This is a genomic window from Mesorhizobium sp. P2_D1, assembly GCF_056404455.1.
In genome coordinates this window covers 35,010-56,657 of sequence record NZ_JBFUDZ010000031.1, presented here as the reverse complement: position 1 = coordinate 56,657, position 21,648 = coordinate 35,010, and the positions used below count along the sequence as shown (strand labels likewise).

The window sequence follows — 21,648 nt, the reverse complement described above, 5'->3', positions numbered from 1 at the left end:
CATGACAAAACTGACAAACGCTATCATTGCGTCCGCATTGCTTTCAACTGCAATGTGGACGGTCCCGGTTTTCGCCGCCGATCCTGGCTCCGCCAGTGCCGGTAATGGCGAAAGCATGCGGGACGTAACTTCAGGCGACTATAAGCCCGGGCGGGCAAAACCAATCGCGTCGCCGAAGCTGACTGACGAAGACAGCCGCGCCGCGCCGCTTGCTGACGAGGCAACGGCTGTCAAATCCTATGGCATCGTCGGACGTTCCGCCGATGGCAAGGAGATCAAGATCGAGCCGAGCGAAGCGTTGCGGGACCTTATCGTCAAGGAACTGAATGCGCCGGCTAATGGAAAAGACGGGGCGCAGCGCAAGACCGAAGATCCTGACCTTGGCGAAGGCGAAGCCGGTCGCCAGGTTTTCGGCACTGACGACCGTGAGCAGGTCAAGAACACCAAGACCTATCCGTTCTCGGCAATCGGCTACCTCGAAGCCAAATCGCCGAAGACGGGCAACTATGGCAGCTGCTCGGCAACGCTGATCGGCCCGCGCACGGTGCTTACCGCGGCGCACTGCCTCTACAGCCATGAGGACAAGGACTGGCTGTCCGAGTATCTGTTCGTGCCGGGCCTCAACGGCAGCACAGCAGACGACGCACCGTTCGGCGCCTTCACCTATGAGAGCGCTTACGTGCTGCAGGGCTTCATCGACAACTACCAGGGCTATTATGGTTCGGTCATCCCATGGGATCTCGGCATCATCACGCTGAAGCAGGATGTCGGCACCAATCTCGGCTGGCTGGGCTACGCCAATTATGACGATCTCGGCGACTTCACCGCCAACCTCGTCGGCTACCCCGGCGACAAGCCGATGGGCACGATGTGGAAGGCGAACTGCGAAGTGCGTGCCGAAAACATCGCTCCGGAATATTTCCAGTATGACTGCGATACGTTCCCGGGGTCGAGCGGCAGCTCGGTCTATGCCTATGACAACAGCTCCAAGCAGCGCATCATCACCGGCGTCAACGTGGCCGAAAGCCCCGACGCAAACACCGCCGTGCGCCTGAACGCGGCCAACATCCAGTGGATCAACAGCCTGTATAAATAATCGCTGCGCAATCACCGTGAAGACAAAGGGCGGCGGGGCAATCCCGCCGCCCTTTTTCATGCCGATGCTTCCGATGCGGCTTCTCTTGCACGAGGTCGGCTCGCCGACTAGGCTTAAGGGGCCAAGGGGTTGGCATCCAAAGGGGCTCAAGGGATGGTGCGGACAAGGACGGTGTTCGGGATCGCGGCCGCATCGATGCTGGCCGGGTTGATGCTATCACCGGCCTTCGCTGATCCGCCGACCGGTCCTGCCGGCGGCGCCTGGGCGGAACGGGTGCAGATCCTCTACCAGGCAGACACGCGCTCGGTGCTGCGCAGGATGGTCCGGGTTTGGGATTTCCATCCGGAGAAAAACCTCGACTTCGTCTGGGAGCCGGCGGCCGGCCAGTCGCCCGACCGGACGATCACTGAGGACGGCACCATCAACGGCAAAGGCAGGCTGGTGTGGCGGGTGCGTGGCTCGGCGAGCTATGATCCCAAAACCATCTATTCCAGCTATTTCGGTGACGTCCGCAATGGCCGGCCCGACGGGCAAGGCCGGCTCGAGCTGCGTTCTGGCGAGGTTTTCGACGGGCATTGGCTTGCCGGACAACTCAACGGCAAGGGCATTCATGTCGATGCCGACGGCAACCGCTATGAGGGTCAGTTCGTCGCTGGCGAGCCGAATGGCGAGGGGCGACTGCTGTCGAAGACCGGGGAGATTTTTGCCGGCTCATTTGTCGATGGGTTGAAGAACGGCGAGGGCCGCACGCGGCTTACCGGAGGCACCATCTACGAGTCGCAATGGGCAATGGGCAAGGAGGTCGGCGGAATGCGTCCCGACGTGCTGGCCGATGCCAGGGTCGGCGGGCTGCTCAAGGCGCAGACCGGTGGCGGCGATGCCGACAAGGTCGAGATCGGCGTTGCGGTCGACCAGCGCATGACCCAGCAGTCCGATATGCAGTACCAACATCTGGTGCGCGACGAGGATATCGCGATCTATCCGCTGTCGGACCAGTACAATGACAGCTGGAACGGCACCGGCCATGTCACCACCAGCAATGTCTATGAAGGTATGAACTGGGAGGAGGCGCCGGCCTTTGCCGAGGTCGACCTGAAGACGTCAGACCATTCCAGGGTCAAGCTCGACAGTCTGGAAATGAAGGTCGCCGCCAGTGATGCCTATCGCAAGCCAATGCTGTCGATATCGGAGCATTTCGGCTGCGTCGGCTTCCGTCCGGATTTCTCGATCATCAACAATGGTTGGGGCGAGCCCAAGGACATGAAGATGTCGATCCAGTTCACCACGGTCGACGACGAGGGCAATCCGACCGGTGATCCCAGCCGCATGTTCAGCAAGGATGTCGGCAGTTTCGGCGAGGGCGTCGACGTGTCGATCAAGAGCGTGCTCGCAGAGGCTGGCGTCGACACGGCCAGCCTGGAGACGGGGCGGTTTCCCTGTCCTTCTGTCGATAGTCTCAACGTCTGCCGCAGCCAGCTCACCAACAAGATCAAGTTCGGCGAGGTCGCCGATTATCTCGGCACCATGCAACAGGCGATGACGCTGAATGCGATCGGCAAGTTCGACTATTCCTGGTCGGACGATGAAGGTCATGTCTACCAGCAGAGCGAGCCGTTCCGCACCTCTATCACCATGGCTGTTTTCGAGACGCCGGAAGCGATGGCCGAATGCGGCGATGGCGGCGGCGGCACGCCGGAAGCGATGCGCTACCAGAACATCGAGTTCCCGATCGGCAAGCATGATTACACCATCGCCATGCCGGTGCGCGGCAACAAGAAGATCAGCGCCTACACGGCGCGGCTGAAGATGTGGTCGTCGATGTCGTCGATCCATAGCTTCAGCATCGCCGCGCATTTTGCCGATGGCAGCGTGCGCGAGAGCAAGCCGGTCACCTTCTTCTATTTTCGGCCGAAGCAGTCGCTGTTCGAGACCAAGACCGAGCCGGCGGCCTGTTATCTGCCGCGCGATATGGTCGGCTGCGGTTAGGGGTGCATCGATATTCAGGTGATGCCGGCCTGCAAACGGCAGCTTCCGGCTCGGCTTGACCTGAATCTCAACACACCCTGGCGCGCCTATTTGCGGCCCATCTCGAAATAGTTGGGCAGCGGCAAAAGCCGGGTGAAGATCGTGCCCTGGGCAAAGACGCGCAGTTCCAGCATCGATCCCGACGACCGCTCGGCGCTCTGGTCGAAGAGGAAATTGCCGAGCGAATAGATCTCCGCAACATCGCCGCCGGCAAGCGGAACGATCGCCTCGCTCGACACATGCGGATGGCCGCCGACGATGACCGATGCGCCACGCAGCCGCATCTGGTCGGCAAGCATGTCCTCGCGCGCCGACGGTTCGGTCTTGTACTCGCGGCCCCAGTGGACGAAGGCGACGACCGGCCGCTCGGCGTTTTCGTGCAGCAGCCGGTCAAGCAGGGCAGGCGTCAGCAGATCGGTGTTCTTCGAGCCGTTGGTGTCGATGTCGGTCAGGCCGACGAGGTCGAGATCGGCAAGCGCCAGCGTCTCACCCTGGCCGAAATGCGGGATGCCGGCTTCGTTCAGCGCTCGCAGCGTCTCGGCATAGCCTGACGGGCCGAGATCATAGGCATGATTGTTGGCGAGCCCGACACCGGCGACACGCAGCCGCTTCAGCATGTCGATAGCCAGGTCTTGCGGCATCGCCAGTGTCATGTCGTCGATCGCTTCCGGCACGTTGGGCAAGATGACGCCTTCGAGGTTGACGATCAGCGGCCGTGAACCGGTCAGGGTCAAAACGCTGTCAACGATCCGGTCGGCAACACCGTCGCGGACCAGTATTTTCTTGATGGCACGGCCGAAATTCACGTCGYCGGCCAGATAGTAGATCCTGTCCTTCGGCCGTGCCGGGTTGTTGAAACCGGGAGCGAAGGCACCGAACAGCGCCACGACATAGCTGGTGGTCCGCTCGACATAGTCCGGCGTGTGTTCCTGCGAACTCTCGTTGGCGACGACCAGCGGCTGGGCGCCGAACAGTTCGCGCTGCAGCCTGGTCTGGATGTAGAGCGCGCCGACGGAATCGGCGTGAGCGGGCTGGCGAAGCGCCGCTATGCCGTCGAGCGACCCGGCGGCCAGCATGTTCAGCGTCTGCTGGTCGAAGCGCCGTGCGTCGTGCTGCGGCAGATAGTGCGAGAAGTCGGTGGATTCGACGATCAGCGTGTCCTGGTCGACGATCGGCTTCAGGGCCTCGGCCAGCCTGTCCCAGTCGCCGCGCCGCGCCTTGACCGACATCGCCACGGGCACGATTTTCGCCTCGGGGAAGTAGTGGTGCAGGAAAGGCAGCATCGCGCGCACCCCATGTTCCTTGTCGAACAGGCAGGACTCCTCGACCATGTCGCCGTGCGTTTCGAGCTGGCGTACTGCTTGGACGTCGGCGGCGACCGGGCCAAGCACGGTATCGAAGCCGCGTACCGAGGTGGCGTACAGTTTGCGCGTCTTGTGGAAATGGTCTGGCGACAGGATGACGATGCGCTTGTAGCGGAAGCCGGACGCCGCCCGGAACCCCAGCGCTACCAGGTCCGCGGCCAGGAGATGATGCGGGACGGTGATGCCGGTCAGCCGCTGGTTCGATGGCTCGATATCGGCCACCTTTGCGATGGCATCCTTGAACAGTTTGGCGTCATCGTAGAAGGGCGGAAAGTTGTCAGCGCCGGGCGGGCAAATTACGGGCGCGGCAACGGCGTAAAAGAGTGGGGTAAAGAGGCAGAATAGCATTGCTGCGATTGCCGGCCACAGTCGCGCGAGGGGGGTGTCTTGGCGCAGTCCCCTCATGGCTCGGCGAGCACGATGTTCTCCACGCCGCCGACATAGTAGAACGGCTTCTGCTTCGATGATGTCAGCCGCACCACCTCGCGTGAAATGTAGTCGGCAAGGCCGAACAGCGTGACGCCGCCGTCCGACGTCCTGGCCTTGCCGCGCAGGCCTTCGAGGATCGAATAGGTGAAGACGCCGTGTCCGAGTTCGGGCAGTTCGGCGGCGGTGTTGTTGGCTGCGGTGGCCGAAAACACGACGATGCGCGCATCCTGCGCGTCCTTTTCCAGGCGCGGGTTGAAGGCGTTGGCGGCATGGCAGGTGTCGAGCAGCATGAAGCGCATGCCCTTGGCCCGCTCGACCGATTTCTGGATGTCCGACCAGTCGACAAGCGAGGAGCGCTTCCAGCGCTCGGCATCCTGTTTGCGGCCGTCGGTCGGGATGAAATAATAGTCCTCGTCGATGTTGATGCCGTGGCCGGCGACGAAGATGATCGTGGTGTCGTGCTCGCCCGGTCTGTCGAGGAAATCGGCGAGCTGGTCGTCGATCGTGTCGGAGTCGGGCTCCATGATGCCGTCAGCGCTGGCGATTGAATAAGTCTGCTTGGCCTTGTCGGGGGCCTCATCGAGCGCTTCACGGTTGACCAGAACCAGCGTCTCCATCGATGAGAACAGCGGCGCCGATTTCTGCGCAATCACCTTGAGGAATTCGGTGGCATCATCGACGGGGTAGCGCAGGTCGCAGGCGTGGCCCGAACAGGCGTCGGTCAGGAACGGATATTTGTCGACGCCGATGACCGCGACATAGAGCTTGCCTTTGGCCTCGGACTTCTCGGTCTTCCTTGCCAGAGCCGTTACGCTGCGTTCGGTCAGATAACCGAATTCGTTGGTGCCGGTGATGCGGATGGTGTTTTCGCCATTCTCGACCGGTATCTCGACGATGGTGTTGTCGCCGTCCACCGAGCGGGCGGTGACGTCGCCGACATTGCGGCTGTTCGACAGGATCGAGAAGCCGGCGACATCGGTCCCGGCTTGCCCCGCACCGGTGATCTCGACAGCGACATAACCGTCACGCACCTTGCTCTGGTCGGTGGCGAGGCGGATGTCGAATTCCGGTGGCTTGCGCTGCAGCAGTTTCTGGAGTTCGTTGTCGACGCTTGGCCGCATCTCCTTGACCGCCTGTTTGGCGCTGCGCAAGATGATCGCGCGGCGAACCATCTCCGGGCTCCAGAGATATTTCTTCAATTGGCCGGCGCGGATGAAGCGGCCTTCATGGTCGCGGCCCTGGTTGACCTGCCAGCCGATCAGCTTGTCGCCTTCATCGGAGGAATAGTAGTAGCCCTGCGGCATCCAGGCGATCCATTGCGAGCCGGCGAAGAACATCGAGACGATCAGCTCGTGCGTCTTCAGATTCCAGAGCCTGAGCGTCTGGTCGGCGCTGCCGGTGACCAGCAGGCCCGCTTTTTCCGAAGCGACCATGGCATTGATTTCGCCGGTATGGCCGGTGAATTCGCCCGACACTCTCGCTGTCGGCGTCCTGTATTCGAGCAGCGTGCCGTCATTGCCGCCGGTGATCAGGCCAAGGCCGTTGTCGATCAGGGTGAAGGCCGAATGGACAAAGCCATTGGTGGCATCGTTCTCGATGCTGCGCACCATCTTGCCGCCATTGGCGATCTCCAGCACCGCGTTTTCCAACGCGTCCTTGCCTCCCTCCCTGGCGCGCAGCGACCACTGGCCGTCTGTCAACGCGGCGCGGGCAAACGAGCCCGGCTCCGCCAGCGGCTGCGGGTCGTCGAAGAATCGCTCGGTGGTCGGCAGCACCAGCCTGTTGTCCAGTTCGCCTTGTTCCTCCGGACAGGACACGCGCTGGGGGCAAGGGTTGGCATTGCCCCAGGCGATGACGTCATTCGCTGCGTCGATGCCGACGGCGGTCACCGGCTCACCCACCCCCTGCAGCAGAGCCTTGCGCTCGCCAGTCGTGGGATCCCAGACCTGGATGGCGTTGCGCGTGCCGCCGGCGGTTGCCACCAGCGAGCCATCGGCATTGGCGGTGCTGGCATAGACCGTGCCGTCGTGGCCGGTATAGTCGAGCACCTTTTCGCCGGTGTCGGTGTTCCACACGACGGAGCGATGCTTGTCGGCGCAGCGATAGCCGCAGGAGGCGACCAGCCGCGACCCCTTGGCAAAGGTCAGCGAGCCGATGAGGAAATCCTGCTTCGGCATGGCGCGCACCAGCGTGCCGTCGTCTGCGTGCCAGAGCTGGACCTGCCCGTCCTTGCTGCCGGTGGCAAACAGGCTGCCATCCGGCGAGACGGCCAATGCCATGACACTGATATCCCGCAACGGTTCGGCCTCGGCCGGCAAGGCGATCTCCTCGCCCTTTGCGACGTCCCAGAGCCGGATGCCGTTGTCGGTGGTGGTCGCCGCCAGCCTAGTCCCCGCGGCAGCGAAGGCGAGCTTGTCGATGTGCCAAGAATCGGCATCGAGCTTCTTGTCCAGCGTCCACCCGGTCGCGGATTTGTCGTCCAGCCGCCAGAGATAGACGACGCCGTCGGCGCCACCGGCAGCCAGGGTTTTGCCGTCGGGAGAGAAAGCGAGGTCGTAGGTTGCGTAGTCGGCGGCCTTGAGCACCGCCTTCATCTTGCCGGTGGCAAAGTCGAACAGCCGGATGTCGCCATAGGGTGGCCTGTCGCCGAGGCTGGCGCCGAAATAGCCGCCGGCGGCAATCGTCTTGCCATCCGGCGAGACCGAGACCGCGAAGATCTTGCCGTCGCTGCCATTGCCGAGATAGCCGCGAATGGTGCGCAGCGTCACCCCGCTCTGCCAGTCCCAGATGCGGATGGTCTTGTCGTTCGATGCCGAGACGATGTCGTCGCCGTCGGGCGTGAAGGTGAGGTCGGTGACCTGTGCACTATGACCGCCGGTGTCGAGATCGAGGTGGAAGTCAGCCGCCTCTTCGGCGTTAGCAGCCGATGCGACTGCAAGCGCACCGGCCATGGCCAGCCAGCAGCAGGCACGCAGGAGGCGGCGGGCTGCTCCTCCCATCGCTATTTGACTTCGGCCGCGGGTTGCCCATTGCGCACATAGGCCTCGATCGCTGTGGCGAAAGTCGGTGAACCCGCCTTGCGCTGTTTGTCGACATAGCCGGCAAAATAACTCCAGAACGAGACGGCATAGTCGCGGAAATAAGCGTCGGTCACTTTGCGCGAACACAGATCGCCGTCGATGCAGAACGACAGGCGGTTGAGGATATAAACGATGCGGTCGAAGTTTTCGCTGAAATCGGCGAGTGGCATGTCGCCACCGCTGGCGGTCATCGCCTCGATGCCGATCCGCTGCCGGAACACCTGCTCCTCGGTCGGCGAGGGGTTGGCGCTGAGCAGATTGTCGTATTTGGCGTTGAGGGCCGCAAGCCGATCTTTCAGCGCGCGCTGCGCCTGCTGGTAGTCCTTGGTTTCCCAGAGCTCAACCAGCGACATGGTCTGCTCGACGCGCTTCTGCTCCTGGTTGGCAAGGAACTGGTAGATCGAAAACATCAAGGTGAAGATGATGGCCAGACGCACCAACAGGCCCGACCAGGCATAGACCAGCATGCGCCAGTCGCGGTCGGTGAACGGGTTCGCTTCCTTCTTGATCTCGTGGCTGCTCGGCCAGGGAAACCCCTCGGTGGTTTCCGGCAAAGCCGGCTTCGTGGCTGGCGCCTTTGCGGGGGCGGCGGTAGCTGCCGTTTGCCTGGTGTTGGCCGCCGGCTTTTTCATTGGCAGCTGTCCAGTTCGATGACGGCGGAGGGATCCAGCACGATGCCGGGCGCCTCCAGCTTCTTTTTCAGGCATTCCAGTTGCAGGCGCGAAATCATGAACTGTACATCGGGCTCCGCCGCCCCCTTGTTCGGTGACGGCAGCGCCTCGACCACGCCCCGCGAGGCGCAGTTGCTGAGATCGACGACAACCGCTCCGTTGCCGCTTTTGGCGATCTGGTCATACTGATCGAGAAAACAGGTTGCCAGTTCAGAGTTGGTGACGATCTGATTGACACAAAGGCCGCAGGCCTCGTCCGCCGAAGCATTGGCGATCAGCAACAGGCTGCCGGCAAGGCCGGCCACCGATCCACGCCAGGAAAACATAGATTTCTTCACAATCGATCCTATCCGCTTCGTCAGGCCGTCATGCGCCATTGCGCCCGCCGGGAATGTTCTCATATCGCGCCGATCACGCAAGAGCCGGTCCGGCCCTTGTGCCGGCATTCGGTCAGGCGCGTGGCACCGTTTCCATAGGGAAGATCATCACCGCGCCCTTCGGGCCGCTCTTGTCGGCGAGCCGCATCACCGAGCGGGTTGCCGGCGCCATGCCGATATCGGTCAGCATGTCGGAGAAGCTGGCAGGGCCTAGCCCGCGCGTCATGGACGCAACGCCGTCCTGCGCCAGGAAGCTCAGATCCTCCTTCTCGCTTTCCGGCGGCGCCTCGGTCAAAACCGCGATCATCCTTTCCATGCCGAAGCTGGTGTCGGTGAAGGCCAGCAGCCCCTCTTCGAGCGAGGCTTGCGGCGTCAGGCGCTCGGCGACGATGTGGGTGATCGAATAGTCGCTGCCGACATAGAGCACGTTGATGTCGACCAGCAGATCAGAGCTGTTCTTTGCCAACACATGCACTTCATCGCCCGGGGAGACGCGAGGCACCACGGAAGCCTGCAACGGTTCGAGACCATCCTTGTCACGGCGTTTGACCTGGAACTGGACGTCGACGTCCTCCGGCTTGTAGTCGGATGCCGCCGCCAGCCGCGACAGCCCGGTGGCACGGAAGATGGTGCGCAGATTTCTGGTCGTGGCCTCGACCAGCTTTTTCCGGTCATCCATGTGAATGATGATCAGCGGCGGCTTGCTGCCGTCCTTCAAGGTCACGTCGCCCGAGGCCGGCAGGAACCACAGCGCTGGCTTGTCGGTCGCGTCCTTGGCAGCGCCGGCAATGGCATTCTCGCGCATCACCGCAAAGCGAAGCTCGGCGCTCTTGCCGGGGTCGACCAGTTCGATGTTGAAGCCGGTTTCCTTGGCCGTAGCCAATTCGTCGAGAACCGAATTGACCAGAGCGGTTTGCTTTTCCAGTCCCTTGGTCGCCGCCGGCCGCGCCACGGCGAGCTTGTAGTCGACGGCGATTTCGGCCACCCGCGCATAGGCGTTGGCGGGAATATCGGCGAGCTTCAGCGCCGGCTTTTTGTCGAATTCGACCGGCTTGACCCGGCTCTCCAGGTTCCTGGCGGACTGCACCTCGAGATAGCCGACCGCATCGGATAGCGGCGACAACGCCGAAGGCAGGATGGCGAGCTTGCTGCCGGGGGTGAGGCGATGCAGCAGGCCGGCGCCGATCGTCGCGTCGCCGTCCTTGATGACAACAGGCCATTGCATGACCGCGTCCGTCTTGTCGGTGCCGAACACGCGCGCGTCGAGTTCGCCCTCGAACAGCGGTGTCGGGCGCGTGCGGCTGTCGGCCGAATATTGCTGCAGCACGGCCTGGCCGAGCTGGCGATAGGTGACGTTCGGGTTCTCAGCCAGTTTCGACAGGATGGTGAAGGTGAACAGGCCGAACCGGGGTGCATCCGTCGTGCCCTTGGGCAGCGGCATCTCCGGTGTCGTCTCCACCGTCTGCGCGGCATAGAAGGCGACCAGCTTGCCCTTGGTGATCGGTTCGCCGCCGGTCGGGGTCAGGTTGAAGGCGGGCTTGCGCCTGCCGTTGTCGTCGACGCCGCGCGAGCCGGCGGCGGATGTCACCTCGTCATAGGCCTTGATCGCCGCGGCCCGCTCGGCTTCGCTGCCGCCGACCAGGTCGGCGAACTCGACCTTGCGCTCCATCTCGTCATCGACTTCGACGGCGCGGGTCGCGGTGCCGGAATGGCAGCAGTCGAACACGACCCAGACGAAGGCGCCTTTGTTGCGGATGGCGTCGAGCGCAGCACCGATCTCGTTGTCGACCAGCGCATTCGGCACGCCCGCATCACGGTTGATCCATTTATCGATGTCGACGGGCAGGAAAATCTCGTCGAGCCCGTCGGTCTCGTCGCCCTTGACCCTCTCCGGCTGCTGGGCGCCGTGACCGGACAGGTGCAGATAGACGAAATCGTCGCGCTGCACCTTGGCGGCGAGGTCGGCCAGCGCGGCCTTGATCGCGGCATGGGTCGGCAAGCCATTTGCGCCTGGGACGTCCTTGGCCAGCAGCGTGACATTCTCGGGCGCGAACCGCACCGGGTCGGGCACGTTCTTCAACAGGTATTCGTGGACCAGGCCCGCATCGTTCTTCGGTCCGATCAGCCAGTTCCTCTGCGGCAGGTTCGGATATTCGGTACAGGCGACCAGCAGCGCATGGTAAGTGCGCGATGCTGCAATGGTCCTGAACGACACCATGCCAGCCATCGTCAGCGCGGACGTGCCGACCAGCAGCGTCCGCCGCGTCAATTTGATCATGATTGCTTCCCCAAGCCCGATCGAATTTCCCAAGCGCGGCAATCCTTGCCGAAGATTTTGTCAGTATTTTGAATGTTGCATCGCAGAGCAACCCGCCTGTTACCCCGCTCCGGTCGACGATAGGCTTTCTCGACAGCCTTCCGGCGCAGAGATGTTGTAAACAGTAGCAAAAATGGCTGTTCGTCGCTATCTGGATGGGTAGGGATCGTTTGCGCGCGGAAATGATGCGCGAGCGACGCAAGACAGGTTGGAAACAGGATCATGGCGGCGAGGGATGTACTGACGAAGAACCAGCTGTGCGTGCTCGAGAAACTCGAGGCCGCCAGCGGGCCGCTCAGCGCCTACACGTTGCTCGACCAGCTGCGTGAGCGCGGCTTTCGCGCGCCGCTGCAGGTCTACCGGGCGCTCGACACGCTGGTGAAGTCCGGCTTCGTGCATCGGCTCGAAAGCATCAACTCCTTCGTCGCTTGCGCCGAGCCGCATGACCACAGCCATTCAATGACCGCCTTCGCCATCTGCGACACATGCGGGCAGGTCACCGAAATGTCCGATCACGATGTCGACCACCGGCTGGACGAATGGGTGCGCTCGACAGGCTTCGCCGCCAAGAAGGCGGTGATCGAATTTCGCGGGATATGTGCGAAGTGTTTGGCTGAAGCGGCCTAACGCGCGGTCGACCAGGCGAACCAGAACGCAACGAGCGCCAGCAAGGCCGAAAGCAGCCGTCGGCTGGTTCGTTTCAGCCGTGGATCGTTGAGGAATGGCTGCAGCGCTCCCGCCAACACGACGATCAGTCCATGGATGGCTGTCGCGATGGCCACATAGGTCAGGATAAGCAGGACAGTCTGCGCAAGTATCGGTCGTCCGGCCTCGACGAAGGTCGGCAGCACGGCGACATAGAAGATCGCCGCCTTCGGATTGAGGAGATTGGTGACAAATCCGCGCCAGAAATACTTCCCACCCGGATTGCCCTTGTTCGAAACCACATCGGTTCCAGCGGTCCAACCCTCCCAAGCGAGATAAAGCAGGAACAGAATGCCTGCCCAGCGGAGACCCTCGTAGAGCAAGGGCGACGCCTGAATCACTTCGGCGACGCCCAGGGCGGCGATGCCGCCAATGGCCGCCAGACCCGATGCGATGCCCGCCACGGTGGCGAAGCCCGCCCTGCGGCCGTGGCTCGCCGAAACCAGTGCCAGGTAAGTCATGTTGGGGCCTGGCRTCAGTTCGATCAACAGCGACGCCAGCGCGAATGAGAGGAATGTGGCCGTTGAAAACGGCAGCATTTCACTCACTTCAATGTGCCTCGTCCCAGTTGTTGGCGGCGCGGGCGTCGACATGCAGCGGCACCGACATCGACACCGCCGGCATCGCCGCGTTCTCCATGGTGTGACGCACGACGGGGATCGTCGCCTCGACTTCAGCTTCGACCGTCTCGAAGATCAGCTCGTCATGCACCTGCAGCAGCATGCGGGCCGACAGCTTCGCCTTCTCCAGCGCCTCGTCCATGCGCACCATGGCGCGGCGGATGATGTCCGCGGCGGTGCCTTGCAGGCGGGCGTTGATCGATGCGCGCTCGTTGAACGCGCGAACCGAGGGATTGGAGGATCGGATGTCAGGATAGTGGATGCGGCGGCCGAAGATCGTTTCGACGAAGCCGTGCTCGCGGGCGTAGGCCTTGGTCTCCTCGATGTAGTCGCGGATACCGGGGAAGCGCTCGAAATACTTCTTGATGTAGTTGCTTGCTTCCTCGCGCGGGATCGACAGCTGGTTGGCGAGGCCGAAGGCGGAAATGCCATAGATGATGCCGAAATTGATCGCCTTGGCGCGACGGCGGACTTCCGAAGGCATGCCTTCTACCGGCACATTGAACATTTCCGACGCGGTGATGGCGTGGATGTCGGCGCCGTCGGCGAAGGCCTGTCGCAGTTGCGGGATTTCGGCGACATGGGCGAGCACCCGCAGCTCGATCTGGCTGTAGTCGGCAGAGACCAGCCGGTTGCCCTTGTCGGCGATGAAGGCGGTCCTGATCTTGCGGCCTTCGGCAGTGCGCACTGGAATGTTCTGCAGGTTCGGATCGGATGACGACAGCCGGCCCGTCGTCGTTGCCGCCAGTGCGTAGGAGGTGTGGACGCGCTTGGTGTCCGGGTGGATGAAGCCCGGCAGCGCATCGGTGTAGGTCGATTTCAGCTTGGTCAGCTGGCGCCAGTCGACGATCTTGCGCGGCAGTTCATGGCCTTCGGCGGCGAGGTCCTCGAGAAGTTGCGCCGAGGTCGACCATTGCCCGGTCTTGGTTTTCGAACCGCCGGGCAGGCCCATGCGGCCGAACAGGATGTCGCCAAGCTGTTTTGGCGAACCGATGTTGATGCGCTCGCCGATGAGTTGGTAGATTTCCTCTTCGAGCCTAGCGGCGCCCTGCGCCAGTTCGCCCGAGAGCCGCGACAGGATCTGCCGATCGACGGAGATGCCGCGCTGTTCCATGCGCGCCAGCACCGGCACCAGCGGCCGCTCCAGCCGTTCATAGACCGACACCAGGCCCTTGGCGGCAAGCCGCGGCTTCAGCACCAGCCAGAGCCGCATCGTCATATCGGCGTCCTCGGCGGCATGAGCCGTCGCCCTGTCGATGTCGACCTGATCGAAACCGACGGCGCTTTTGCCCGAGCCGGTAACCTCCTTGAGCTGGAGAGGGGTGTGGCCAAGCCATTTCTCGGCAAGTGAGTCCATGCCGTGACCATGAGGGGTGCCGGCATCGAGCACATAGGAGATCAGCATGGTGTCGTCAAAAGGCGCGACATCGATACCATAGCGGCTCATGATGACCAGATCGTATTTCAGGTTCTGCGCGATCTTGAGAACCGACCTGTCCTCCAGCAGCGGTTTCAGCACGGCCAGCGCCTCGCGAAGCTGGATCTGGTTTTCGACCGCGCCGCCCCCGAGCAGATCACCGTTGCCGCTCTTGTGGGCAAAAGGAATGTAGGCGGCGCGGCCGGGCGCCGTGGCAATGGACATGCCGATCAACTCGGCCTGCATCGGATCGGCCGACGTCGCCCTCACGTCGAAAGCGGCAAGGCCGGTCTCGGTTGCCTCGGCGACCCAGGCTTTCAAGGTCGCGACATCGCGGATGCAATGATAGGCTGACGTATCGATCTTGCGGGTGGCGGCGCTCTCCAACCGCAGTGCGGCGAGCAGGGAAGGGGTGTCGCCGCTGATGGGTTTGTCGGCGCCCGGGGCCTGGTTTGCCGCGCCGTCTTCGCCGGTCTTGGCAGGTCGGACGTTGGAAGTTCCCGCGCCAACATCGGGGCCATGCGCGGCGTCGGCACGCTCGACGGTCACCGTGACGGCCTGGACGTCGCCGGCCTCGGTGCCGGTCGCTTCCGCCACCCGGCGGGTCAGCGAGGTGAATTCCATGGTCTTGAGGAAGCCGATCAGCTTCGGTCCGTCCGGGGCGTGCAGGATGAAGTCGTCCAGACCCTCTGCCACCGGAACGTCGGCCTTCAGCGTCACCAACTGGCGTGAAATGCGCGCCTTGTCTGCGTTGGCGATGATCGATTCGCGCCTTTTGTCCTGCTTGATCTCGCCGGCGCGGGCCAGCAGTCCGTCGAGGTCGCCAAACTGCTCCAGCAACTGCGCCGCCGTCTTCGGCCCGATACCGGGCACGCCGGGCACATTGTCGACGGAATCACCCGTCAGCGCCTGCAGGTCGACCATCTTTTCCGGCGGCACACCCCATTTCTCGATGACTTCCGGAATGCCAATCTGGCGGTCCTTCATCGGGTCGTACATGCCGACCGTGTCGCCGACCAACTGCATCAGGTCCTTGTCGGAGGAGATGATGGTGGTGTCGCCGCCCGCTTCGCGGGCCAGCCTGGCATAAGTGGCGATCAGGTCGTCGGCCTCGTAGCCTTCGATCTCGATGCAAGGCAGGTTGAACGCCCTGGTCGCCTGGCGGATCAGGCCGAATTGCGGGATCAGGTCTTCCGGCGGCGCCGAGCGGTTGGCCTTGTATTCGGGGTAGAGGTCGTTGCGGAAGGTTTTCGAGGAATAATCGAAAATAACGGCGAAATGCGTCGGCACAATGCCTACATCGGTGTTGCGGGCATCCAGCATCAGCTTCCACAGCATGTTGCAGAAGCCGGAAACGGCGCCGACCGGCAGGCCGTCGGATTTGCGGGTCAGCGGTGGCAGTGCATGATAGGCACGGAAGATGTAACCGGAGCCGTCGATAAGGAAGAGATGATCGCCTTTTTTCATGTCGGCAGGGATAGCGCGGCTCGATGCTGCGGTCCATGCCAAAGGCGCCGGCACCCACCGGTTCCGGCAACACCCTGACAGAATGGCAGCGGCCGGACTGCTCACGCCCATGTTACAAAAGTGTAATTTTCATGCCCTTGAATCGCCACGTTCAAAGACCCAAATAAACGTCATCGGCAGTTTTCGCCGAAGTCCGGAGCAAGGCCCGTCCCCCGCCTATCCCGGACACCTGCGGCAGCCTATCCCCCCTCTCCGGGCTGCCGCATCGTTTCGAGTAGAAGGCCGCCGTGGTTCCCCCTCCACCACGGCGGTCTTTTTTTGTCGTTCGAGAGGCATTGCGCGCCTTGGTCCAATCGTCCCGGGCTTTTCGTTCGCCCAGTCTGCCTTTACGGTCCCGGCACTGAATCGAAAGGCTTCACAAATGTCCGCAGTTTCCCCCGTTCTCGATCGCCTCGACAAGAATCTCGACCAGAGCCTTGAGCGCCTGTTCGGCCTGCTCAGGATCAAGTCGATCTCCACCGATCCGGCCTATGGCGCCGACTGCCGCAAGGCGGCGGAATGGCTGGTGGCAGACCTCAAGCTGATCGGTTTCGACGCCAGCGTGCGCGACACGCCCGGATACCCGATGGTCGTTGCGCATCATGATGGACCAGCCGGCTCGCCGCATGTGCTGTTCTACGGCCACTACGACGTGCAGCCGGTCGATCCGATCGAATTGTGGGAAAGCGATCCGTTTTCGCCTGCGGTCAAGGAAATCGAGCCCGGCCACAGGGTGATCACCGGGCGTGGTTCGGCCGACGACAAGGGCCAGTTGATGACCTTCGTCGAGGCATGCCGGGCCTGGAAGCAGGTGCATGGCAATTTGCCGTGCCGCATCACCATCCTGTTCGAGGGCGAGGAGGAATCCGGGTCACCGTCGCTGAAACCGTTCCTCGAAGCCAATGCCGACGAGTTGAAGGCCGATTTCGCGCTGGTCTGCGATACCAGCATGTGGGACCGCGACACGCCGTCGATCTGCGTCGGGCTGCGCGGAATGGTCGGTGAGGAGATCACGGTGAAGGCCGCCGATCGCGACTTGCATTCCGGCCTCTATGGCGGTGCCGCTGCCAACCCGATCCGCATCCTGGCCAAGGTTTTGGCCGATATCCACGACAAGGACGGCCACATCACCATTCCAGGCTTCTATGAGGGCGTCGAGGAAACGCCGTCGCAGATCCTGAAATCATGGGAGACGCTTGGCGAGACGGCCGAGATGTTCCTCGGACCCGTCGGCCTGTCGATCCCGTCGGGTGAGAAGGGCCGCTCAGTGCTGGAACTGACGTGGGCGCGGCCGACGGCCGAGTTCAACGGCATCATCGGCGGCTACACCGGCAAGGGCTTCAAGACGGTGATCGCGGCGGAAGCCTCGGCAAAGGTCTCGTTCCGCCTCGTCCACAAGCAGGACCCGGCCAAGATCCGCGCTGCGTTCCAGAAGTTCGTCAKGGAGCGCATTCCGGCCGACTGTTCGGTCGAATTCCACCCGCATGGCGGCTCGCCGGCAATCCAGCTTTCCTACGACTCACCGTTCCTGGCCAAGGCCAAGAACGCGCTGTCCGACGAATGGCCGAAGCCGGCGGTGACGACGGGCGGTGGCGGCTCGATTCCCGTCGTTGGTGACTTCCAGACCTATCTCGGCATGGAATCGCTGCTGGTCGGCTTCGGCCTCGACGACGACCGCATCCATTCGCCCAACGAGAAATACGAGCTGAGCTCCTTCCACAAGGGCCAGCGCTCGTGGGCGCGGATTCTTGAGGCGTTAACGCGCTGAGGCGGCGGGACCCCAGTTTTCCTGTTGATTTTTCAGCGGATCGCGGCGAGGACGGGCCACGAGACAAAAGCGACACGGCGTCCCTTGCGCTTCAAGGGATGCCGCACGCTCGACCGGAGAAGACAATGGCCGACATCCGTTTCCACAAAAATGACTTGCCCGACCTTTCGCACTACAATGTCGGGGCGGTGGCCATCGACACCGAGACGCTGGGGCTCAACCCGCATCGCGACCGGCTGTGCGTGGTGCAGATCTCGCCGGGCGACGGCACGGCCGACGTGATCCAGATCGCGCCGGGTCAGAAGAAGGCGCCGAACCTCGTCAGCCTGCTGAGAAATCGCGGCGTGACCAAGTTGTTCCACTACGGGCGCTTCGACCTTGCCGTGCTTTACAATGCGTTCGGGGTGATGCCCGAGCCTGTGTTCTGCACCAAGATCGCCTCGCGGCTGACCCGCACCTACACCGACCGGCACGGGCTGAAGGACATCTGCTTCGAGCTTCTCGGCGTCGGCCTGTCCAAGGCGCAGCAATCGTCGGACTGGGCGGCCGAGACGCTGTCGCCCGAACAGCTCGAATACGCCGCTTCCGATGTGCTCTATTTGCACCGTTTGCGCGATGTGCTGGCCGGGCGGCTGGCGCGAGACGGGCGCACCAAGGAGGCCGATGCCTGCTTCCGCTTCCTGCCGACGCGTGCCAAACTCGACCTCATGGGCTGGGACGAAGAGGATATCTTCGCCCACAGCTGATGACCTTGGTTAGACTCTGCTGACCCGTTTGGAACCAGATGCAGGGCGCCGCGTTCTGTCGGCTGAGTCTGGTCTGTTCGAAGGGGGGACGACATGGCGGACAGAAAGCCGATAGCGACCGCGCCGAAGGACGGCTCCAAGGTCTCCGTCACCTGGAAGGACAGCGACGGCGTCATCAACGAATCCATCGCGCAATATCGCGACGACGGCTGGTGGGTCTACACCGACAGTCATACGCAAAAGAAGGTCGAGCCGACCAGCTGGCGGCCTGCCGCAAGCGACGATGACGACCAATGAGCGTGCCGCTGGCGAGGCTGGCTGGTTTCGAATAGCCTGAAATCGTTGATATCGAGGCCGATTCGGAGCTTTCCGCTCCGCGCTCGCCCTCTTGCTCGGAGGAAATCGTCATGGGTGTCGAAAGCCTGCTCGTCTTCATCATCATTGGTGCCATCGCCGGCTGGCTCGCCGGTCTCATCGTGTCCGGCTTCGGCTTCGGCCTGATCGGCAACATCATCGTCGGCATCGTCGGCGCATTCATCGCCGGCTGGCTGTTCCCGCGGATCGGCTTCTCCATCGGAGGCGGCGTTCTCGCGGCGATCATCCACGCCACGATCGGCGCCATCATCCTTTTGGTGCTGGTCAAGGTCCTGAAACGAGCTTGACGCTCGACAACCGAAAGAGCGCGCCATGAAACAGAATACGCTCTATCTCGTCATTGGCGCGCTCGTCGTCGTGGTCATCGCGCTCGGCATCTATATCTATCGCGAGCAGACCAAACCGAAGGGCGTCGAGCTCAAGATCGACGACAAGGGCATCTCGATCCAGCAGAATTGATGGCATCGGACCGACGCCGACCGCCGTCGCCTTGTTGTGCAAGAGGGCGGCGCCGATATGGCGTTGGAACCGATCCGCAAGCAATTGAATCCACATTGCTTCGATTTTTCCCGACTTAACCCGCCCTTAAATCGCCGCATCTACTCTTCAACCCGAACGCCATAAGCATCGGGGATATCAAGCACAGCGCATGGCGAACCGCAGAGACAATCGCATCGAACCCAGTTTCGAGGGTGCGCCGCAGGCGAAATCCTCGGCGGGTCTTTCGGTGAACGAGGAGGATCGCGTCGTGCCGAGCAACCGCAAAGCCTCCGCAAAACGCAAGCCGGCCAAGGGAAAATCGTCGCGCGGCGGGCGCGGCAGAAGCCGGCGCGGCCTGTTCGGCGTGCTCGGCCGGCTGTTTTACTGGTGCTTCGTGCTCGCCATCTGGGGCGGCATCGCGGCGGCCGGCATCGTCATCTACTACGGCGCCAAGATGCCGGCGGCCACAACCTGGTCGATCCCCGACCGCGCCCCCAACATCAAGATCGTCTCAGTCGACAACCAACTGCTCGCCAATCGAGGCATGAGCGGTGGCGAGGCCGTCGGCTTACACGAAATGTCGCCCTATATCCCCGAGGCCGTCATCGCCATCGAGGATCGCCGCTTCTACTCGCATTTCGGCATCGACCCGATCGGGCTGTCGCGCGCGATGGTGACCAATCTGCTTGGCGGGCATTTCTCGCAGGGCGGTTCGACGCTGACCCAGCAATTGGCCAAGAACCTGTTCCTGACGCCAGACCGTACGCTGGAGCGCAAGGTGCAGGAAGTGCTGCTGGCGCTGTGGCTCGAGCACAAGCACACCAAGGACCAGATCCTCGAAATGTACCTCAATCGGGTCTATTTCGGTTCCGGCGCCTACGGCGTCGAGGCGGCCTCGCGCCGCTATTTCGGCAAGAGCGCGCGCGACGTCACCCTGTCGGAAGCAGCCCTGCTTGCCGGCCTGCTGAAGGCGCCGTCGCGGCTGTCACCGGCGCGCGATCCGAAGGCCGCCGAGGAACGCTCGCAGCTCGTGCTTGCCGCCATGCGCGACGAGGGCAAGATCAGCGCCAAGGAGCTGACTTCCGCGATGAGCGCGCCGGCGACGCGCGCGCCGTCGTACTGGACTGGCTCGGAGAATTACGTCGCCGACACCATCATGGAAGAACTGCCTGACCTGATCGGCGCAGTGCGCGGTGACATCATCGTCGACAGCACCGTCGACCTGACGCTGCAGAAACTCGCCGAACAGTCGATCCGCAAGCTGATCGATGACAGCGGCAAGAAGCTCAACGTCACCCAGGGCGCCCTGGTGTCGATCGACGATTCCGGCGCGGTGCGCGCCATGGTCGGTGGCTACGACTATTCGACCAGCCAGTTCGACCGTGCTTCGGAAGCACGCCGCCAGCCCGGCTCGGCGTTCAAGCCATTCGTCTACATGGCAGCCCTCGAGGCCGGCCGCACGCCCGACAGCGTGCGCAACGATGCGCCGATCAAGATCGGCAACTGGACGCCCGACAATTACGGCGGCAAGTATTTCGGCAAGGTGACGCTGGCCACCGCGCTGGCGAAATCGCTGAATTCGGTCGCCGCCCAGCTGACCATGGAGGTCGGGCCGAACGCCGTCGTCGAGGCGGCGCACCGCATGGGCATCCAGTCCGAGCTGCAGTCCAACACCTCGATCGCGCTCGGCACCTCGGAGGTGACGCCGCTGGAACTGACATCGGCCTACGTACCCTTCGCCAATGGCGGCTACAAGCCGGACATCCATTTCATCCGCCGCGTGACGACCACAGACGGCAAGGTGCTTTACGACAGCGGCGGCGGCAGCGCGCCGCGAGTCGTCAAGCCCGAGATCGTCGGCATGATGAACTCGATGATGACCGGCACAGTCGAGACCGGCACCGCCAGGAAGGCAGCTTTCGCCTGGCCGTCGGCCGGTAAGACCGGCACCAGCCAGAATTCGCGTGACGCGTGGTTCGTCGGCTACACCGCCAATCTCACCACCGGCGTCTGGTTCGGCAATGACGACGGCAGCCCGATGAAGAAGGTCACCGGCGGCGCGCTGCCGGCGCAGGCCTGGCACGAATTCATGGTCGCCGCGCATGAGGGCGTGCCGGTGCGGCCGCTGCCCGGCACCTGGAAGTCGACCCCCGCCGACACGATCGTGCCCGACGAGATACCTTCGGCAAACAACAGCCAGCCGGCGCCGGTTCCGCCCGCGTCCGTTGGCCAGCAGGCGCCGGCCGCGCAGGCTGCTGCGCCGGTCACGCCGCCGCCAACCCCGGTCCGCGCCGTGCGTCCCGCCCAGACCGTCGATGCCGATGGCCTTGCCATGCCGGAGGACGAGGGCGCCACCGCTTCGATCAAGCATCCGGTGCCGCCCGGCAATGTCGGCGGTCCGCTGAAGAAGAAGCAGACTTCGATCCTCGATATTCTTGGCGGGGGCTGACTTTGTTTTTCTTCGTGGCGAAACGTGGCTAATCTCAGATCAGTAGGGATGGCCGGAGCAGCTCGAGTAATGGAAGCCGTTCGTAGGTTTAACCGTCTGAGCTTTGAACAATGGTCGTTGCTGATCGCTATGACGGCAAGCGCTATTTTGTTCCGACAGGCACCCAACCTCAGATCTGATCCGGCGTACCTTCTCGACGAGAGGTTAGGCGGAATGGCAGGCG

The 21,648-nt window shown here is 62.9% G+C and carries 16 protein-coding genes; 9 read left to right on the top strand and 7 right to left on the bottom strand.

Features of this window, described 5'->3' with window-relative positions; translation table 11 throughout:
* The first annotated feature begins 1 nt into the window (after nt 1).
* Nucleotides 2-1,096, top strand: a complete 1,095-nt coding sequence (locus AC1D0I_RS21355; protein WP_477397530.1) for a trypsin-like serine peptidase — start codon at nt 2-4, stop codon at nt 1,094-1,096.
* Nucleotides 1,097-1,249: 153 nt separating this feature from the next.
* The gene (locus AC1D0I_RS21350; protein WP_477397528.1) at nt 1,250-3,082 is read left to right on the top strand and encodes an MORN repeat-containing protein; all 1,833 of its coding nucleotides are present in this window, start codon (nt 1,250-1,252) and stop codon (nt 3,080-3,082) included.
* 86 nt (nt 3,083-3,168) lie between these two features.
* Here AC1D0I_RS21350 and amrB read toward each other — a convergent pair whose 3' ends face one another.
* From amrB to AC1D0I_RS21325, 5 genes are all read right to left on the bottom strand, one after another.
* Complete coding sequence (gene amrB, locus AC1D0I_RS21345) at nt 3,169-4,833, bottom strand: AmmeMemoRadiSam system protein B (protein WP_477397526.1); 1,665 nt, start codon at nt 4,831-4,833, stop codon at nt 3,169-3,171.
* Between the two features lie 53 nt (nt 4,834-4,886).
* Nucleotides 4,887-7,913 carry a caspase family protein gene (locus tag AC1D0I_RS21340; RefSeq protein WP_477397524.1) on the bottom strand — a complete coding sequence of 1,009 codons (3,027 nt, stop codon included), beginning with the start codon at nt 7,911-7,913 and terminating at the stop codon, nt 4,887-4,889.
* A gap of 2 nt (nt 7,914-7,915) precedes the next feature.
* Nucleotides 7,916-8,626, bottom strand: a complete 711-nt coding sequence (locus AC1D0I_RS21335; protein ID WP_477397522.1) for a DUF4760 domain-containing protein — start codon at nt 8,624-8,626, stop codon at nt 7,916-7,918.
* On the bottom strand, nt 8,623-9,042 hold the full coding sequence (locus tag AC1D0I_RS21330; RefSeq protein WP_477397520.1) for a hypothetical protein: 420 nt from the start codon (nt 9,040-9,042) through the stop codon (nt 8,623-8,625). Before AC1D0I_RS21330 ends, AC1D0I_RS21335 begins: the two co-directional genes overlap by 4 nt.
* A 73-nt stretch (nt 9,043-9,115) precedes the next feature.
* Nucleotides 9,116-11,320: a caspase family protein gene (locus AC1D0I_RS21325; RefSeq protein ID WP_477397518.1), complete on the bottom strand. Its 2,205-nt coding sequence runs from the start codon at nt 11,318-11,320 to the stop codon at nt 9,116-9,118.
* Between the two features lie 261 nt (nt 11,321-11,581).
* Between AC1D0I_RS21325 and AC1D0I_RS21320 the strand changes: the two genes are divergently transcribed.
* A complete protein-coding gene (locus tag AC1D0I_RS21320; protein WP_457152403.1) occupies nt 11,582-11,986 on the top strand; it encodes a transcriptional repressor in 405 nt (134 codons plus the stop codon).
* Here the strand turns inward: AC1D0I_RS21320 and AC1D0I_RS21315 are convergent.
* Nucleotides 11,983-12,603, bottom strand: a complete 621-nt coding sequence (locus tag AC1D0I_RS21315) for a LysE family translocator (protein WP_477397556.1) — start codon at nt 12,601-12,603, stop codon at nt 11,983-11,985. The two genes, AC1D0I_RS21320 and AC1D0I_RS21315, sit on opposite strands and share 4 nt — an antisense overlap.
* 10 nt (nt 12,604-12,613) lie before the next feature.
* Nucleotides 12,614-15,568, bottom strand: a complete 2,955-nt coding sequence (polA, locus tag AC1D0I_RS21310) for a DNA polymerase I (RefSeq protein ID WP_477397516.1) — start codon at nt 15,566-15,568, stop codon at nt 12,614-12,616.
* Nucleotides 15,569-15,989: 421 nt separating this feature from the next.
* Here polA and AC1D0I_RS21305 point away from each other — a divergent pair, with 421 nt between their 5' ends.
* From AC1D0I_RS21305 to AC1D0I_RS21280, 6 genes are all read left to right on the top strand, one after another.
* The gene (locus AC1D0I_RS21305; RefSeq protein WP_477397514.1) at nt 15,990-17,375 is read left to right on the top strand and encodes a M20/M25/M40 family metallo-hydrolase; all 1,386 of its coding nucleotides are present in this window, start codon (nt 15,990-15,992) and stop codon (nt 17,373-17,375) included.
* Between the two features lie 125 nt (nt 17,376-17,500).
* On the top strand, nt 17,501-18,121 hold the full coding sequence (locus AC1D0I_RS21300; protein WP_095084743.1) for a ribonuclease D: 621 nt from the start codon (nt 17,501-17,503) through the stop codon (nt 18,119-18,121).
* A 93-nt stretch (nt 18,122-18,214) separates the two neighbouring features.
* Nucleotides 18,215-18,418 carry a hypothetical protein gene (locus tag AC1D0I_RS21295; RefSeq protein ID WP_477397512.1) on the top strand — a complete coding sequence of 68 codons (204 nt, stop codon included), beginning with the start codon at nt 18,215-18,217 and terminating at the stop codon, nt 18,416-18,418.
* A 110-nt stretch (nt 18,419-18,528) separates the two neighbouring features.
* The gene (locus tag AC1D0I_RS21290) at nt 18,529-18,783 is read left to right on the top strand and encodes a GlsB/YeaQ/YmgE family stress response membrane protein (RefSeq protein ID WP_457153965.1); all 255 of its coding nucleotides are present in this window, start codon (nt 18,529-18,531) and stop codon (nt 18,781-18,783) included.
* Nucleotides 18,784-18,808: 25 nt separating this feature from the next.
* Complete coding sequence (locus AC1D0I_RS21285; RefSeq protein ID WP_477397510.1) at nt 18,809-18,955, top strand: hypothetical protein; 147 nt, start codon at nt 18,809-18,811, stop codon at nt 18,953-18,955.
* 190 nt (nt 18,956-19,145) lie between these two features.
* Nucleotides 19,146-21,425 carry a transglycosylase domain-containing protein gene (locus tag AC1D0I_RS21280; RefSeq protein ID WP_477397508.1) on the top strand — a complete coding sequence of 760 codons (2,280 nt, stop codon included), beginning with the start codon at nt 19,146-19,148 and terminating at the stop codon, nt 21,423-21,425.
* The last annotated feature ends 223 nt before the right edge of the window (nt 21,426-21,648 follow it).